The 15581-nt window shown below is 27.1% G+C and carries 18 protein-coding genes; 12 read left to right on the top strand and 6 right to left on the bottom strand.

All coding sequences use genetic code 11. From position 1 onward, the window contains the following. Window positions 1-171 precede the first annotated feature (171 nt). The 3 genes from Q0J90_RS03520 (at window position 172) to Q0J90_RS03510 (ending at window position 4880) form a co-directional block, all read left to right on the top strand. Window positions 172-1245, top strand: coding sequence for a ribonucleotide-diphosphate reductase subunit beta (locus Q0J90_RS03520; protein WP_297276593.1), 1074 nt, complete (start codon window positions 172-174; stop codon window positions 1243-1245). A gap of 15 nt (window positions 1246-1260) precedes the next feature. Next, the gene (locus tag Q0J90_RS03515) at window positions 1261-3582 is read left to right on the top strand and encodes a ribonucleoside-diphosphate reductase subunit alpha (protein WP_297276592.1); all 2322 of its coding nucleotides are present in this window, start codon (window positions 1261-1263) and stop codon (window positions 3580-3582) included. Between the two features lie 329 nt (window positions 3583-3911). Further along, window positions 3912-4880: a glycosyltransferase gene (locus Q0J90_RS03510; protein ID WP_297276591.1), complete on the top strand. Its 969-nt coding sequence runs from the start codon at window positions 3912-3914 to the stop codon at window positions 4878-4880. Between the two features lie 2 nt (window positions 4881-4882). On the opposite strand, the gene Q0J90_RS03505 is transcribed toward Q0J90_RS03510, so the two are convergent. After that, a complete protein-coding gene (locus tag Q0J90_RS03505; protein WP_297276590.1) occupies window positions 4883-5059 on the bottom strand; it encodes a hypothetical protein in 177 nt (58 codons plus the stop codon). A gap of 19 nt (window positions 5060-5078) precedes the next feature. Next, complete coding sequence (locus Q0J90_RS03500; protein ID WP_028329603.1) at window positions 5079-5525, bottom strand: CAP domain-containing protein; 447 nt, start codon at window positions 5523-5525, stop codon at window positions 5079-5081. A gap of 116 nt (window positions 5526-5641) precedes the next feature. Between Q0J90_RS03500 and Q0J90_RS03495 the strand changes: the two genes are divergently transcribed. After that, on the top strand, window positions 5642-6094 hold the full coding sequence (locus tag Q0J90_RS03495; protein WP_297276589.1) for a hypothetical protein: 453 nt from the start codon (window positions 5642-5644) through the stop codon (window positions 6092-6094). A 27-nt stretch (window positions 6095-6121) separates the two neighbouring features. On the opposite strand, the gene rfaD is transcribed toward Q0J90_RS03495, so the two are convergent. Next, window positions 6122-7066 carry an ADP-glyceromanno-heptose 6-epimerase gene (gene rfaD, locus Q0J90_RS03490; RefSeq protein WP_297276588.1) on the bottom strand — a complete coding sequence of 315 codons (945 nt, stop codon included), beginning with the start codon at window positions 7064-7066 and terminating at the stop codon, window positions 6122-6124. A gap of 17 nt (window positions 7067-7083) precedes the next feature. Continuing rightward, window positions 7084-7542, bottom strand: coding sequence for a D-glycero-beta-D-manno-heptose 1-phosphate adenylyltransferase (rfaE2, locus tag Q0J90_RS03485; RefSeq protein WP_297276587.1), 459 nt, complete (start codon window positions 7540-7542; stop codon window positions 7084-7086). 170 nt (window positions 7543-7712) lie between these two features. Here rfaE2 and Q0J90_RS03480 point away from each other — a divergent pair, with 170 nt between their 5' ends. Beyond that, window positions 7713-8525, top strand: a complete 813-nt coding sequence (locus Q0J90_RS03480) for an ATP-binding protein (protein WP_297276586.1) — start codon at window positions 7713-7715, stop codon at window positions 8523-8525. Between the two features lie 89 nt (window positions 8526-8614). Next, window positions 8615-8953: a cupin domain-containing protein gene (locus Q0J90_RS03475; protein ID WP_297276585.1), complete on the top strand. Its 339-nt coding sequence runs from the start codon at window positions 8615-8617 to the stop codon at window positions 8951-8953. Window positions 8954-9015: 62 nt separating this feature from the next. Here Q0J90_RS03475 and Q0J90_RS03470 read toward each other — a convergent pair whose 3' ends face one another. Continuing rightward, window positions 9016-10023, bottom strand: coding sequence for a calcium/sodium antiporter (locus tag Q0J90_RS03470; RefSeq protein WP_297276584.1), 1008 nt, complete (start codon window positions 10021-10023; stop codon window positions 9016-9018). Between the two features lie 29 nt (window positions 10024-10052). After that, window positions 10053-10655, bottom strand: a complete 603-nt coding sequence (locus Q0J90_RS03465; protein WP_297276583.1) for a hypothetical protein — start codon at window positions 10653-10655, stop codon at window positions 10053-10055. Between the two features lie 162 nt (window positions 10656-10817). Between Q0J90_RS03465 and Q0J90_RS03460 the strand changes: the two genes are divergently transcribed. From Q0J90_RS03460 to Q0J90_RS03435, 6 genes are all read left to right on the top strand, one after another. Continuing rightward, window positions 10818-11144: a YbjQ family protein gene (locus tag Q0J90_RS03460; RefSeq protein ID WP_297276582.1), complete on the top strand. Its 327-nt coding sequence runs from the start codon at window positions 10818-10820 to the stop codon at window positions 11142-11144. A 13-nt stretch (window positions 11145-11157) separates the two neighbouring features. Beyond that, window positions 11158-11478: a YbjQ family protein gene (locus Q0J90_RS03455; protein ID WP_084548621.1), complete on the top strand. Its 321-nt coding sequence runs from the start codon at window positions 11158-11160 to the stop codon at window positions 11476-11478. Window positions 11479-11496: 18 nt separating this feature from the next. Further along, on the top strand, window positions 11497-12153 hold the full coding sequence (locus tag Q0J90_RS03450) for a TIGR00730 family Rossman fold protein (protein ID WP_297276581.1): 657 nt from the start codon (window positions 11497-11499) through the stop codon (window positions 12151-12153). Then, window positions 12153-12746 (top strand): hypothetical protein, encoded by a 594-nt coding sequence (locus Q0J90_RS03445; RefSeq protein WP_297276580.1) that lies wholly within the window; start codon window positions 12153-12155, stop codon window positions 12744-12746. Before Q0J90_RS03450 ends, Q0J90_RS03445 begins: the two co-directional genes overlap by 1 nt. Before the next feature lie 130 nt (window positions 12747-12876). Then, window positions 12877-14262: a sodium-dependent transporter gene (locus Q0J90_RS03440; protein ID WP_297276579.1), complete on the top strand. Its 1386-nt coding sequence runs from the start codon at window positions 12877-12879 to the stop codon at window positions 14260-14262. A 45-nt stretch (window positions 14263-14307) separates the two neighbouring features. Next, complete coding sequence (locus tag Q0J90_RS03435) at window positions 14308-15507, top strand: MalY/PatB family protein (RefSeq protein ID WP_297276578.1); 1200 nt, start codon at window positions 14308-14310, stop codon at window positions 15505-15507. Window positions 15508-15581 lie beyond the last annotated feature (74 nt).

Raw genomic sequence — 15581 nt, 5'->3', positions numbered from 1 at the left:
TCAATAACAACTTCAATAATATTAATAAATAAGTATAAAACGTTTTATAATAAAAATATTGATTATATTTACGATAAATAAAATTCCTTGACAAATATAAAAAATAAAATTAGAATAACTAATTAAATTCTAAAATACATAAATAAACATAGAAATACATCGGAGATATAGATGAAAGTAATTGATATAGATAAAAAACCCGAAAATGAAAAAATATTTTTTGGAGATTTCGGTCATTATATAAGAATAGATTCTGTAAGCCATGAAATAGCTAGAAAATTAAAAGAAGCCAGTGAAGGAAATACATGGTTTTCAAAAGAAGTTGATTATAAATCTGATAAAACTAGATTTTCTTCACTTCCTGAAGATGCACAAAGAGCTTTTAAATTAAATATAGCATATCAAACATTAATGGACAGCGGAGTTACAAGCGGATTTTCATCAATATTAAATAGAATTGTAACTAGTTCTATATGGTCTATTCTTTATGCCAGAATAGCAATAGAAGAAAATATACATGCTGAAAGCTACTCTTACGGACTTTCTGAAGTATTCGGACATGAAGCAACTGATACATTAGATTTGGTTTATAATGATGAATTCGTTAAACACAGAATGGAAAAAGAAGTTGAACTATTCGGAAATGTTGATGAATTATGCAATCTTGAAGGGTCAAATGCTTCATTAGATGAGAAAAAACAAGCTATTTTAAAATTATTAATAGGTATATATTTGCTTGAAGGTATAAAATTTCCATTCTCATTTCTTGTAACTTTCACAATAAACAACAGTTATGACAATGCTATAGCAGGATTTACAAAAACTATTAAATTGATAGCACATGATGAATTAAATGTTCATGTACCTACTGGAAAAAATGTAATGACTATTCTTAGAAAAGAAGAAAATCAAGGTTTTTCTCATCTTTTTAAAAGCGGATGGTTTAACGATACAGCTAAGGCTATGGTTGAATTTACTGTAAATGAAGAGATAAAATGGGCTAAATATCTATTTGATGATAAAGAAGTATTAGGCATCAACTCCTCTGTGAGCGAACATTTTATAAAATATTGGGCTGGAGTAAGATTAAAAGATATAGGAGTTGAAACTGAATATTTATCTGAAAAAAAATCTGATATAATAGATTGGTTTAACAGTTATAGAGATATAAATAAACAAAATGCAGCCTTACAAGAAACTACTAATACATCTTATCAAAAAGGTGCATTAAAGAACGATTTATAATAATTGGGGTAAATTATGATAGAATTTGGAAAAGGTAAAAAGCATATTATAATAAAAAGAGATGGAAGAGAAGAGCCATACAATGAGGAAAAGCTGAGAAAGGTTATAAATTGGGCTACAGAAGGTAAAGAAGCATTCACCAATCAAATTCTGGAAGGATTAAATATAAAAATTAATGATAAAATGAAAATAGAAGTATTATATGATGAACTCATAAATACTGCTGTTAATATGATAAGTCCTTTATACCCTATTTACGATACTATAGCAGAAAAACTTTATTTAATGAAGATATACAAAGAAACATGCGGGCTTAAAAAAATAGGTTCATATCCTCATATAAAAAATTTCTTGAAAAAAGGAATAAAATACAAAATATACGACAAGGATATAATAAAATTATTTACAGATAAAGAATTAGATAAAATAAATTCTATGATAGAACCTGACAGAGATTTGCTTTTTACATATAAGGGACTTGCAATATTCTATAAAAAATACTGTAAAAACATAGGAAATAAAAAACTTGAGCTTCCTCAAATAACATATATGGCAGCTGCTATGTTCTCATTTTATGATGATTATTATAAAGGAAATAATAAAGACAAATTAGAAATAAGCAAAAATGAGAGATTAAAATATATAAAAAGAACTTATGATATGCTATCAAAACATGAAGTTACTTTTGCAACACCTAGAATAGCTAATAGCATGACAGTAAAAGCACAGCTTGCAAGCTGTATATTGAATACCCCTGATGATGATACTTGGAGCTTGAATCAAACAGACAGCAATATGGCATTATATTCTAAATTTTCAGGCGGAATAGCTTATGATGCTTCATATATACGTGCTTCCGGCTCTACAATACAAACTAACAGAGGACGTTCCGACGGACCTATACCCTTCATAAAAAGAGTAGAACAAACTATATCATCATTCAATCAAGGAGGGGTTAGAAAAGGCGCATGTGTTATTACATTCCCTTGGTGGCATTTGGATGTACTTGATTTGATTATGTTAAAAGATGCAGGGGGAACTGAAGACACTAGAGCTAGAAAATTAGTTTATTCTATTAGAATAAGCAATATATTTAGAGAACGTGTAAATAAAGACGGATACGTAACTTTATTTGACCCTAAGGAAACACCTCTTCTTAATGAAGAATATGGTGAAAAATTCAATGTTGCTTATATGTATTATGAAAGTAAATCTTCTATAAGAAAAAAGAAAATAAGAGCTAAAGATCTATTATTTCAAATATTAAAAGTGAGGCAGGAAACAGGAAATTTATATTTAACATTTGTTGACAATATAAATGAACAGAATATGGTCAATAAATTTGTAGGAGCTTCAAATCTTTGTCAGGAAATAGTAATACCTTCCTATCCTTCAAAACTTATAAAAGAAAAATATGTTATAAATGAAGACGGAGAATATGAAATTATACAAAGAAAAAAAAGCGGTGAAATTGGAATATGTAATTTAGTATCGATCAATCTAATGTCATGGGTAGGTTTCACCCCAGAAAAGAAAAAATCATTCTGTTATACGCTTTTAAGAGGATGCGATAATATAATAGATACACAATTTTATCCTGTAAAAGAAGGTGAAATTGCTAATAAAAAGAATAGGCCTATAGGAATAGGAGTTATTAATTATGCAAATCTTCTTGCTTCTAATAAATTGAAATATACAGATAAAGAGGCTTTAGAATTTACAAATCAAATTTTTGATGATTTATATTATCATATATATGAAGCTTCTAATATACTTTCAAAAGAGAGAGGTCCATATAAAACATTTAATGAATCAAAATGGAAAGAAGGATTAACTCCTTTTCATATATCATTATTAAACAAAAATAAAAATAATAAACTTGATGTAAAACTTGATAAAGAAAAATGGGATAAACTAGCAGAAGAAATAAAAACAAGCGGAGTTCGTTTTTCATTCCATGGTGCTATAGCTCCTACAGCTACATCAGGAAAAAGTGTATCTGCTACAGAAAGCATAGAACCTATTGTGGATTTATTTTTTGTAGAAGAAGGAATACAAACGCTTCCTAGTTTAGTACCTAATATAAAGAAAAACAGACAATATTATGAAAGATGCTGGGCTATACCTGCAAAAACAATAATAGAACTTGCTGCTGTAAGACAGAGATATATAGATCAGTCTCAGTCATTAAATTTATATTATGTTAAGCCGGATTCTGCTAAAGAGCTTTGGGAAGATATACAATATGCTATGGATTTAGGACTTAAAACATTATACTACATGAAAACCCCTAAATCTAACTTTGAATTAGAAGAAGTTTGTGAATCTTGTACATGATTTAAAATATTAATACTTAATATTTTAATAAAAAGACATGGGGGTATTTTAAACTCAAGTCTTTTTATTCTAAAACTTCAAAAATATAATTAATAAAACAATTTTAAGTTGACTTTAAGTTCAAATTATAATATTATGTTTTTATATAAAAAAATAATAACGGAGTAAAATATGCATCGCATCGCATCGCATCGCATCGCATCGCATCGCATCGCATCGCATCGCATCGCATCGCATCGCAAATATTACCGTAAAATAATTTTTTTATTATACAAACAATTTTTATCAACCTTGATAAATGTTAAATTGTATATTCTATGGGGGAATATATGATATTTTTTAATTTTAAAAAAGTCAAATTCCCTGATATGCCTATATCTGGAGAAAAATATACAAATTTTAAACATATTGATGACTCAAAACTATATACAGACAATGAATATGCTATAGAATACCTAAAAAATAATTTAGAAAATAATAAAAAGGAAAATATTAACACAAATATATCATACCATTCATATTGGTATGGAAAAATAAATGAAAAACATGTACTTTCAATAAAGTCATTACTATGTACACAAAAAAATCCTAAAATATATTTATGGATTGATAGTAAAACAACAAAAGAAAATTTAAATAATAAATATATTAATGAATTGGAAAATCTTATTGAAATAAAAACATATAACCCTAAATTAGAAATAAAAAATACATGTTTTGAACAATTTGATTATATATTTAACCAAAAGAAAAAATTACCAGCAAGAGCAGATGCTTTTAGATTATTAATACCATATAAATATTTAGTAGAAAATAAATATAATGGTATAGTATATTTTGATTTAGATGTAATGTTTTTAAGGGATTTTTCAGATATATTGGATAATAGTTTTTGTTACCAATGGGAAAAACAATCTTATGCTAATACTGCTATATTATATATCAATGATAAAAATATGATAGAAGAAACTGTTCAAATAATAGAAAAAGAGCAAACTGTTTTACCATGGATAATATTCAATTTTTCTAATGTGCAACTAAAAAATTTAATGGTATTCCCATGTGCTTTTTTTGATCCTCTTTGGAATATAACAGATAAAAATAAATATAATTATCCTGTAACATCACCTAATGATTTCTTTACAAATTATAATGGAAATATTACATCTTATAAAGAGTTTTTTACTGGATGCTATACATACCATTGGCATAATCTATGGAATACAGAAGCAAATGAAAACTCTTTATTTAATATGTTCTATAGAGAATTTAGCAATATATTAAAAAATAATATATAATATCAATCAAATAAATTATCTATTTTCTCTTCAGCTTGTTCCATTTTTTCTTCAGCTCTTTCCATTGATTTTTCTATTTTGTCAGTTGCTTTGTCGATTCTATCTTCAACATTATCATCATCACATGATATAAAAATAAAAGAAGAAATAATACAAAAAATAAATATAAACTTTTTCATCAAATTTTCTCCTCAAATATTACTCTGCTAAAGAGCAATATATTATAGCCCAATATGTATTTTTAGCATTTTTATATATTCCAACTCCGATATGGGTATAATCTATATCCAATATAGAAGAAGAATCATCAGGATCTTTAAGCATAGCATTCAACATAGCACTTGCTGTTTCATAACCAGTTCTTATAGATTCTCCATAATACGCAACTTTTATCCCATTTTCTGCATAAACTGTATAAATTTCGCTTCCATCTGGTCTAACCGAATCAAAAACTTTAGAAATTTCCTCTGCTCTTGTAGCAGCTGCTTTCTCAATATTTTCATCTGTTTTGTATTCATATAGACCTGCTTTTTGCCTCTCCATATTTATTAATTCATAAAGTCTTTTGGACTCTTCTGCATCTTGGGCATAAACTGACAATGCAGATAATAGAAAAAATAATAAAAATAATGACTGTACTCTCATAATGAAATTCCTTATAAATATTTTACCCTATATAATATATAATCCATTTTTTGTAATATAAGTAAAATATTTTTTGTAATTATTAATAATAAATTAATATAATATAAAATAAAATTATGAATAATAAATATAAATTTATTAAATACAAAGCTGTACTATTTTTTGCTACTTTTATGTTTTTATCTATGTCTGCTTTAATAATGTATTTAAATATAAAAAAGACAATAGATTATAAAAATGGAAACATTATTAAAATAATGGCCAATATTGATGATATTACATATTATCAGTATGGAATAAAGAAAAGAGATATAAGCTATATAATTTATAGCTTTGAAATAGATAATAGTAAATACTATGCTACTAATATATATAACGGAATAATAAGTATGACAAATAAAAATACAGAAAAAGAAATATATTATGATAAAATAAATAATGAAATAATAGAATTACAAAACAAATCTAAAATATTTCTTTCCATATTCTTTTTTGTATTAGGAGCAATAATACTAATATGGGCTATAAAATTAAAGCAAAATAATATACATACATGGAACAAATTATAAAGTATGTATATTATTTTTTATCTTTATTTACATTAAATATCCGCCGCTTTTTTCTAAAACTTCAGCGTATTTTTTTACGCCAGTATTAACATTCATAAAATCTTTATTATAACCAGCATTTTTTAATTTTTTCAAGTCAGCCTGTGTAAATTTTTGATATTTTCCTTTTAAAGCATCTGGAAACTCTATATGTTCTATCTCAGCTGAAGTATAAACCTCTTTCAAAGCCTTAGCTATCTCAACAAAACTTTCAGCTTTTCCAGTACCGCAGTTAAATATACCGGATTTATTTTCATTCTCGAAAAAGAAATTATTAACAGATACAACATCATCAATATGTATAAAATCTCTAAGGAAATTCTCACTTCCCTCAAATATTTTCATTTTCTCACCAGCTTTTATTTGATTAAATAAATGGAAAGCAACAGATGCCATTCTTCCTTTATGATTCTCCTGCGGTCCATATACATTAAAATATCTAAGTCCTACAACCTGACTGTTAATCTTATTTTCTTTGAATAATTTATTAACGTATCTGTCAAATTGATATTTGGAGAAAGCATACACATTAAGAGGATACTCATTTTTTTCATTTTCCTCAAAACCATTTTCTCCGTTTCCATATACAGAAGCACTTGAAGCATATAAGAATCTTATTTTTTTATCCAAACAAAAATGAAAAATATTTTTTGTATATTCATAATTATTTTTCATCATATACTTACCGTCTGTTTCCATAGTGTCAGAACAAGCACCTTGATGAAATACCGCTTCAACTTTAACATTTTTAAAAATATCTAAATTAAAATCTTCTTTATCTATATAATCTTTAAAATTAATTCTATTTAAATTTTTATGTTTAGAAGCGTTTTTTAAATTATCAACTATTAATATATCATCGATACCTAAATTATTTAATCCTCTAACTATATTAGAGCCTATAAATCCGGCTGCTCCGGTTACAATAATCATAATAAAACTCCTAAATTTTAATTATTTATCTTTTTTATTATATTAGTAGTAGAATACCCATTTAAAAAATCAATTAATACTGTTTCTTTAGAGTACTCTCTTCCAACTACATCTTCTATCTTATAATCACCGCCCTTAACTAAAATATCGGGCTTAACTATCTTTATTAATTCAATAGGAGTGTCTTCATCAAATATAGATATATAAGTAATGCATTCCAAAGCTGCAAGTACAACAGCTCTGTCATTTTCATTATTTATCGGTCTGCTCTCCCCTTTTAACCTTTTTACAGAAGAATCGCTATTTAATCCTAGTACAAGCAAATCTCCAAGTTCTCTTGCTTTTTGCAAATACTCTACATGACCGCGATGAAGTATATCAAAACATCCGTTTGTAAATACTATTCTTTTATTATTTTTTCTGCAGTCTTCTAATATAATATTTAATTCATTTCTATCTTTTAATTTTCTATTCATAAAAAATCCTGATAAATTATACCATAACAATTTAATTTTAACAGCATCATTAAATATTTTTTAACTCTAATTAAATAAAAAACATAGTAAATTTTCAATGTTGCTGAGGCAATAGATTTTTATAATTGAATATATTATTATAATCAAATATTAATGATAAAGGAGAATTAATGAAAAGAAGAATAATCAAAATAGATGAAGATAAATGCACAGGATGCGGAATATGCATACCGGATTGTCCTGAAGGAGCATTGCAGATAATAGACGGTAAAGCAAGACTTATAAGTGATTTATTTTGCGACGGACTTGGTGCTTGTATAAAGGCTTGTCCTGAAAACGCTATGGAAATAGAAGAAAGAGAAGCTGAAGAATATGATGAAAGCAAAGTAATGGTTAATATAGTAAAAGGCGGAGAAAATGTTATAAAAGCTCATTTAAAACATTTAAAAGATCATGGAGAAGATAAACTCTTTAATGAAGCTGTAAAGTATTTAAAAAATAATAATATGGAGGTGCCGAATATGGAAGAACATAAACATTGCGGATGTCCTGGAAGCATGCAGAAAGATATGAGAAATCAATTTAGAGGAGAAAATAATAATAATATACAAATGAATTCTGAATTGAGAAATTGGCCTATACAGTTAAAATTAATAAACCCTAATGCCAATTATTTAGATAATGCCGATTTATTAATAGCGGCAGATTGCGTACCTTTTTCTTATCCAAATTTTCATTCAAGATTTTTGAAAAATAAAACTCTTTTGATGTTCTGTCCTAAATTAGATACTGGTATAGACAGCTACATAGAAAAACTAGTTAACATATTTACAAATAAAAATATTAAATCTATATCTATAGTAAGAATGGAAGTTCCATGCTGCGGAGGAGTTGAAATGATAGTACAGAAGGCTCTTGAAATAGCCAATAAAAATATCATTATAAAAGAATACACTATTTCTATAGATGGTAATATAATTTAAGCAAAAAATTATATTTTGTTGCCATAGCAACAGCTTTTTATTTAATTATATTATATAATACTAACAAAATAATGATATTGAGGAAATTGATGGAAAATTTTATCAATAATATTAATTATAAAAAAGTTGTGTCATTAAATGATTTACTAGAAATCAAAAATAATTCTATATCAGCATTAACATTAGTAGATAGAAAAAGTCTTGGAATGAAAATAATATCTGTTGATAAAGGAGCTGAAATACCTCCTCACACAAGTACAGGGGATGTTTTGGTTACTGTTATAGAAGGAAAGGCAGAAATAACAGTTGACAATGATAAATTTGAAGTTTCAAGAGAAGAGTCTATATTAATACCTGCTAATGCTGTACATTCTTTAAAGTCTATAGAGGCATTTAAAGTATTAGTAATACAAGTGAAATCCGAATAACCCTAAATAAATTCATAATGCGACATGGGATACTCTCAGTCCCATACCTTCTTTTTTATGATTTATGAAACAGAAGTGGTTTTTAATAAATATATAACATAGGCTACATAAATTATTAAAAATAAACTTCCCTTTAATTTTCCTAAACTCTTACCTTTCAAAGTAAATAGCAATAATAATATTCCAGCAAATACCATCATAAGAAAATCTATTAAATAATTCTGCTCAGGATTAAGAAGTATACCCCCGAATTTAAATGAAGCTATTGATGATATTCCAAGCACTCCGCCTACATTAAATATATTGCTTCCTACTATATTACCTATAGATATATCAGATTCTTTTTTAATAGCTGCTATAACACTTGTAACAAGTTCAGGTATGCTTGTACCTACAGCAACTACTATAAATCCTATTATATGCTCGCTTAAGAAATTTCTAAATATTCCAGTAACACCTTTAATAAAAATATCAGATCCAAAAGCTAAGGCTAATATTGCAACTATTATTTTAAATATGGCTCTAGCTATAGAATGAGTTTTTGTAGATGATGCTACTTCCTTCTCAAAAGAAGCCATTTCATCTTTATCTTTTGATATTACATTATATAAATAATAAACATATATACATAGCAATATTAAAAGTACAGCACCTTCTATTACGGAAATCTTATCTCCGCTTAATGTTTTAGTGTTCATATTGAAAAGCATTATACATAAAGCAATATACATAATAAACATTGAAAGCATTGATACATAATAAGATTTTTTGCCGGCACACATATTCATAAATAAAGCAGAAATTCCAAGTACGAATACTATATTAAAAATATTACTGCCTATAACATTACCAACTGCAATAGCACTTTCTCCCCTAAGAGCACCAAATAAACTTACAAAAAGCTCAGGCATAGATGTACCCATAGCAACAAAAGTTAATCCTATAACTATTGGAGGTATTTTAAGTTTATTTACCACCATTACGCTTCCATCTACAATATAAGTTCCGCCGAGATACAGCAATAATATTCCAGCTGCTGTAAAAATTATATTCAACAATATATTATCCATTTCGTTTCCTCTGCCATTATGTATTTTAATTAATTATTATTTTCCGTCTTTGTTTCTGTTTCATTAGTACTAGTTTTTTCTGCATTATCAGAAGGGTTTTCTATATTACTGCTTTCTGCACTATTATTTGCCTCAGCATCAATACTTTTTTGTTTATTTTTCTTTGATACCGCTGATATAATAGATACTATTATACATATAATAAGTATAGATATAGTTAATGCTGTTGAAAGCCATAATGGTGATAATACCCAAGCCCAGCTCCATGTTACAGCTTTAAATAATTTCAATATTATAAATATAATACCTAAAAATATAAAGAAAACTGCTGCTATATTTAATACTGGTAATTTTTTTTGTTTTTCTATTACATTTGCATTTCCATTATTAGCCTGACTTGAAGTATTATCTTTTTTGAAAAATAGAGAATAAAATACTATTGTCATTATTATAAGTATTACTTCTAATACTAATACAGCAATAATTAATCTCCAATCCAACTCAAATACTTTAGCTAATTTTAATAAAGTTATTGCTATTATAAAAACAGGCAATACCTTTGAAGAAAAATCTAGTAAGACTTTAATAAGATGTAAAGTTGCCATTGTAAAAATGCTTTTAACTTTTCCCATAATTAATATCCTATAATTATATTTATTAATATATTATATTATTTTTATCAAATTTAAATAGCATACTCATATTTTTTATTAAATAAAAAAGAATTAAAGATATGAATTAATTTCCGAAAAACTAATTAACATAATATTGCAAATTATTGAAGAGGAAATGATATGAGCTCAGATATAAAGATGTTTACAGTAAGTTATTTACCAAGTAATTATAATTATGAACCATTGGAATTAGTTAAAGGAAATGTATCTTTGGCTAAACATGTTGGAAAAGACTTACTTGCAGGATTAAAAAACATAGTAGGCGGTGAGGTTGAAAGCTATACAGAAATGCTTAATGAAGCTAGAGAAATAGCAACTAAAAGAATGACTGAAGAAGCTAAAAAATTAGGTGCTAATGCCATTATAGGTATAAATTATTCATCATCATCTGTATTACCTGGTACCGTAGAAGTTGTTGCTTATGGTACTGCTGTTATATTAAAATAATTAGGAGATTTAAATGGATATAAAACTATACACAACAGACTATTTGCCAAGCAGCTATAATTATGAATTATTAGGATTAGTTAAAGGAAACATTGCTCAGGCTAAACATATAGGAAAAGATTTGCTTGCAGGACTAAAAAACATAGTAGGAGGAGAAGTTGAGGGCTATACAGAAATGATAAATGAGGCTAGAGAAACTGCAACAAAAAGAATGATTGAAGAAGCTAAAAAATTAGGTGCTAATGCTATTATAGGAATACATTATTCATCATCATCTGTAATGGAAGGAACTACTGAAGTTATAGCTTATGGTACTGCTGTAATTATAAAATAATATAAAAGGATATTGTTAATGAGAAGAGAAACTTATGAATTACAAAATTCTGATATGCCTAATGAATCTTGGCGTATATTTAGAATAATGGGTGAATTTGTAGAAGGATTTGAAACTATGTCTCACTACAAAAATGCTGTGACTATGTTTGGGAGTGCAAGAACTTCTCCGGATCATCCTCATTATAAATTAGCTTATGAAACTGCTAAATTATTAGCTGAGAATAAATATGATATAATAACAGGAGGCGGACCTGGTATTATGGAAGCTGGAAATAAAGGTGCTTTTGATGCTAATGCAGGTTCAATAGGATTATGTATAGAATTGCCTTTTGAACAAAAAACAAATCCTTATGTTAAAGAAGAAATAAAATTCAGATACTTCTTTGCCAGAAAGGTTATGTTCTTAAAATATGCAAAAGCTATTATAATATTTCCAGGCGGTTTTGGAACAATGGATGAAATGTTCGAAACTCTTACGCTAATACAAACTAAGGTTTTACAAAATATTCCAATGCTTGTAATGAATTATGATTATTATAATGATCTTATAAGCTGGATGAAAAAAGATATGATTAAAGAGCAGTACATAGACAAAGAGGATTTAGATTTAATACAATATGTTAAAACTCCTCAGGAAGCATTGGATATCATAAATAATTTTTATAAAAAATAATGAAATATATTTTAATAATTTTATTAATAAGTTTTAACACAATATTTGCTCAGCTGCCTGAGCTTTTTGATTTAGACGGATATAAAAATTTAAAGTTCGGCATGAGTATTGAAGAAGCAAATAATAAAATTACTAATTATAATTTAGATTTATATGCTGATTTTTCTGCATCATTTCAAATAAAAAATAATACAATACTTAATATATATAAAAATGATAAAGAGAAATTAGCATATTATTTATATTTTTATAACAATGAACTTTACAGAATAGAAATTTGCAACCATATAGGCGATATTTACAAAAATCCTTCATTTTATGATCCTGCCACACTTGCTGTAATAGATGATATAAAAGAAAAATTAACTTTTAAATACGGCAGCATAACTAAAACAGATATTAAATATTTTACTTACTATAAAAAAACATTTGAAGAGTATACTATTTGGTGGTCTTCAGATTTAGTAAGTGTATCATTATATGTAAAGCCTGATTTAGACAGTTTGGATAAGGTAATTAAACTTTATTCTTACAGAATATCTTTCTATGATGAAATAAGGCTAAAAAAAATATATTCTTCAGATTCTAAATAATTATACTTCCGCTTATATTAAAAATAAAACTATATAAATAATTTTTTTATTTTTATAATTGTAAGTTTTAATAATTTATAATATATAGTATAATTCAAAAGTTGTTTATAACTATTCGGAGAATATAGTAATGAAAGATAGAGAAAAATTAGGAAGCAGATTTGGATTTATATTAGTATCGGCAGGCTGTGCTGTAGGTATGGGAAATGTTTGGAGATTCCCTTATATAACAGGACAATACGGAGGCGGTGCTTTTGTTGTATTATATATTATATCAATAATTATTCTAGGTGTTGCTCCAATGGTAATGGAATTTGCTGTAGGAAGAGCAGGAAGACATGACATAGCAACATCTTTTAAAAAATTGGAAAAAGAAGGACATCATTGGCACAAAATAGGATATATTCAAATACTTGGAAATGTAATACTTATGTTATTTTACACTACTATATGCGGATGGTGTTTATCATATTTTTATTTTATGATAACAGGTAAATTTTCCGGACTCAATGCTGCTGAAGTAGGTAATTTTTTTAACGGAGTATTAGGAAGCGGAGCTACATTAACTTTATGGATGGGAATAAGTCTTCTTTTAGGCATACTCATTTGCTCTGCAGGATTGGAACAGGGTGTAGAAAGAGCAAGCAAATTTATGATGCTTTCATTATTTGGTTTGTTAATTCTTTTGATAATAAGAGCTTTAACATTGAAAGGTGCTATAGAAGGGTTAAAATTCTATTTAGTACCTGATTTAAATAAATTATTCGGAAACGGCATTACAGGATTCATAGCAATATTTTATGCTGCAATAGGTCAGGCTTTTTTCTCTCTAAGTGTAGGACAAGGAGGAATGGCTATATTCGGCAGCTATATAGATAAAAAGCAGTCTCTCACAGGCGAAGCATTGATAATAATAGCATTAGATACATTAGTTGCTTTATTTGCAGGACTTGTAGTATTTCCTGCATGTTTTGCTTTTAATGTTAATCCTGATGAGGGAGCAGGACTTGCATTTGTAACTTTGCCTAATATATTTAATTCTATGCCTCTAGGAAGATTATGGGGAGCTTTATTCTTCTTATTTTTGGCAATGGCAGCACTTACTACTGTAATAGGTGTTTTAGAAAATATATATTCTTTTATTATAGACAGATTCAAAATTACAAGAAAAAAAACTTCTGTAATACTATTTATATTATTATTTATATTCAGTCTTCCAACTACATTAGGTTTTAATGTTTTATCTTTTATAGCTCCATTAGGAGAAGGTACTGTTATAATGGATTTGCTTGATTTTATAGTAAGCAACAATATACTTCCATTAGGTGCTTTGGTAACATTATTTTTCTGTACAAGGGATTTCGGATGGGGATTCGATAATTTTATAAAAGAGGCTAATACAGGCGACGGCATAAAGTTTCCTGTACAATTAAGATTTTATATAAGCTATATACTTCCTTTTATAGTTTTAGCAATATTTCTTTATGAGTATATAGCTAGATTTTTATTAAAATAAGATATATTATATATTTCAATCATTACAAATAAAAGGACATAAAAAATGGAAGTAAAAGATTTTATAAGCAAGTATGCTGTATCAAGGGAAAATACTAATTCCGTAAAATGGGATATTGAATCGGATCCAAGATTTGCTGAAGCTAATTTAACTCCTATGTGGGTAGCTGATATGGAGTTTAGAGTTCCTGATGAAGTTATAGAAGCATTACATAAAAGAGTGGATCATGGAATATTCGGATACACTCATATATGGGACAGCTATTTTGATGCTTTTTCTGCTTGGCAAAAAAAGAGATACAATATCGATTTAGAAAGAGAATGGATGTCTTTTTCTCCAGGTGTTGTAACTGGTTTCTATTGGGCTGTTCAAGTTTTTACAGAAGTTAATGACAATATACTAACATTAAATCCTGTATATTATCCTTTTCATAGTGCTGTAAAAGATAATAACAGAAATCTTATAACATGCGAATTAAAGAATGATAATGGTATTTTCACAATAGACTATGACAAATTAGAAAATACTATAAAGGAAAATAATGTCAAATTAATAATATTCTGCAATCCTCATAATCCGGTAGGAAGAGTTTGGACTAATGATGAAATAGAAAATGTATTTGAAATTTGCAAAAGACATAATGTTTACATAATTTCAGATGAAATACATCAGGACATCAATTTAGGCATAAGACCTTTTATTTCAGCATTTTCTATAAAAAACAAAGATAAATATATTGACAGGCTGATAGTTTTTACAGCTCCTTCCAAAACTTTTAATATGGCTTCGCTTTTGAATTCTCATGTTTTTATACCAAATGAAGAACTTAGAAAAAAATATAAAAAATTTGCCTCAGCAGCTCATAGAGCAGATTTTAATTTATTAGGACTGATAGCAGCAGAAGCAGCTTACAGACACGGAGAATATTGGCTTGAGGGATTACTCAATGTTATTAAATATAATTTTGAATATATTAAAACACAATTAAATCAGAATGTTCCGGATATAATAATATCTCCTTTGGAAGGAACCTATTTGCCGTTTTTTGATTTGAGAAAAGTTGTTGATATAAACCGTGTTAAAGAATTTATACAAACAGATTGCCGTATAGCTGTTGATTTCGGGGAATGGTTTGGAGAGAATTCTAAAGGATTTATACGTCTTAATATAGCAACTGATACTAAATATGTTGAGTTTTTTACACAGCAGGTTATTAATAATCTAAAAAATAAAAAATATAAATGATATAAAACATAACTATTTTAATATATTAAATTATTAAGGTTCTTTAATAAATAAAGAACCTTAATAAAAATATA

It is taken from the genome of uncultured Brachyspira sp. (assembly GCF_944390595.1).
Classification (GTDB): Bacteria; Spirochaetota; Brachyspiria; order Brachyspirales; family Brachyspiraceae; genus Brachyspira.
This window is presented reverse-complemented; position numbering and strand designations above follow the sequence as displayed.

Excerpts from the sequence above, each read along its gene's own strand:
- Q0J90_RS03520 (WP_297276593.1), top strand. The coding sequence starts at position 172 with ATGAAAGTAATTGATATAGATAAAAAACCCGAAAATGAAAAAATATTT.
- Q0J90_RS03515 (WP_297276592.1), top strand. The coding sequence starts at position 1,261 with ATGATAGAATTTGGAAAAGGTAAAAAGCATATTATAATAAAAAGAGAT.
- Q0J90_RS03510 (WP_297276591.1), top strand. The coding sequence starts at position 3,912 with ATGATATTTTTTAATTTTAAAAAAGTCAAATTCCCTGATATGCCTATA.
- Q0J90_RS03505 (WP_297276590.1), bottom strand. The coding sequence starts at position 5,059 with ATGAAAAAGTTTATATTTATTTTTTGTATTATTTCTTCTTTTATTTTT.
- Q0J90_RS03500 (WP_028329603.1), bottom strand. The coding sequence starts at position 5,525 with ATGAGAGTACAGTCATTATTTTTATTATTTTTTCTATTATCTGCATTG.
- Q0J90_RS03495 (WP_297276589.1), top strand. The coding sequence starts at position 5,642 with ATGAATAATAAATATAAATTTATTAAATACAAAGCTGTACTATTTTTT.
- rfaD (WP_297276588.1), bottom strand. The coding sequence starts at position 7,066 with ATGATTATTGTAACCGGAGCAGCCGGATTTATAGGCTCTAATATAGTT.
- rfaE2 (WP_297276587.1), bottom strand. The coding sequence starts at position 7,542 with ATGAATAGAAAATTAAAAGATAGAAATGAATTAAATATTATATTAGAA.
- Q0J90_RS03480 (WP_297276586.1), top strand. The coding sequence starts at position 7,713 with ATGAAAAGAAGAATAATCAAAATAGATGAAGATAAATGCACAGGATGC.
- Q0J90_RS03475 (WP_297276585.1), top strand. The coding sequence starts at position 8,615 with ATGGAAAATTTTATCAATAATATTAATTATAAAAAAGTTGTGTCATTA.
- Q0J90_RS03470 (WP_297276584.1), bottom strand. The coding sequence starts at position 10,023 with ATGGATAATATATTGTTGAATATAATTTTTACAGCAGCTGGAATATTA.
- Q0J90_RS03465 (WP_297276583.1), bottom strand. The coding sequence starts at position 10,655 with ATGGGAAAAGTTAAAAGCATTTTTACAATGGCAACTTTACATCTTATT.
- Q0J90_RS03460 (WP_297276582.1), top strand. The coding sequence starts at position 10,818 with ATGAGCTCAGATATAAAGATGTTTACAGTAAGTTATTTACCAAGTAAT.
- Q0J90_RS03455 (WP_084548621.1), top strand. The coding sequence starts at position 11,158 with ATGGATATAAAACTATACACAACAGACTATTTGCCAAGCAGCTATAAT.
- Q0J90_RS03450 (WP_297276581.1), top strand. The coding sequence starts at position 11,497 with ATGAGAAGAGAAACTTATGAATTACAAAATTCTGATATGCCTAATGAA.
- Q0J90_RS03445 (WP_297276580.1), top strand. The coding sequence starts at position 12,153 with ATGAAATATATTTTAATAATTTTATTAATAAGTTTTAACACAATATTT.
- Q0J90_RS03440 (WP_297276579.1), top strand. The coding sequence starts at position 12,877 with ATGAAAGATAGAGAAAAATTAGGAAGCAGATTTGGATTTATATTAGTA.
- Q0J90_RS03435 (WP_297276578.1), top strand. The coding sequence starts at position 14,308 with ATGGAAGTAAAAGATTTTATAAGCAAGTATGCTGTATCAAGGGAAAAT.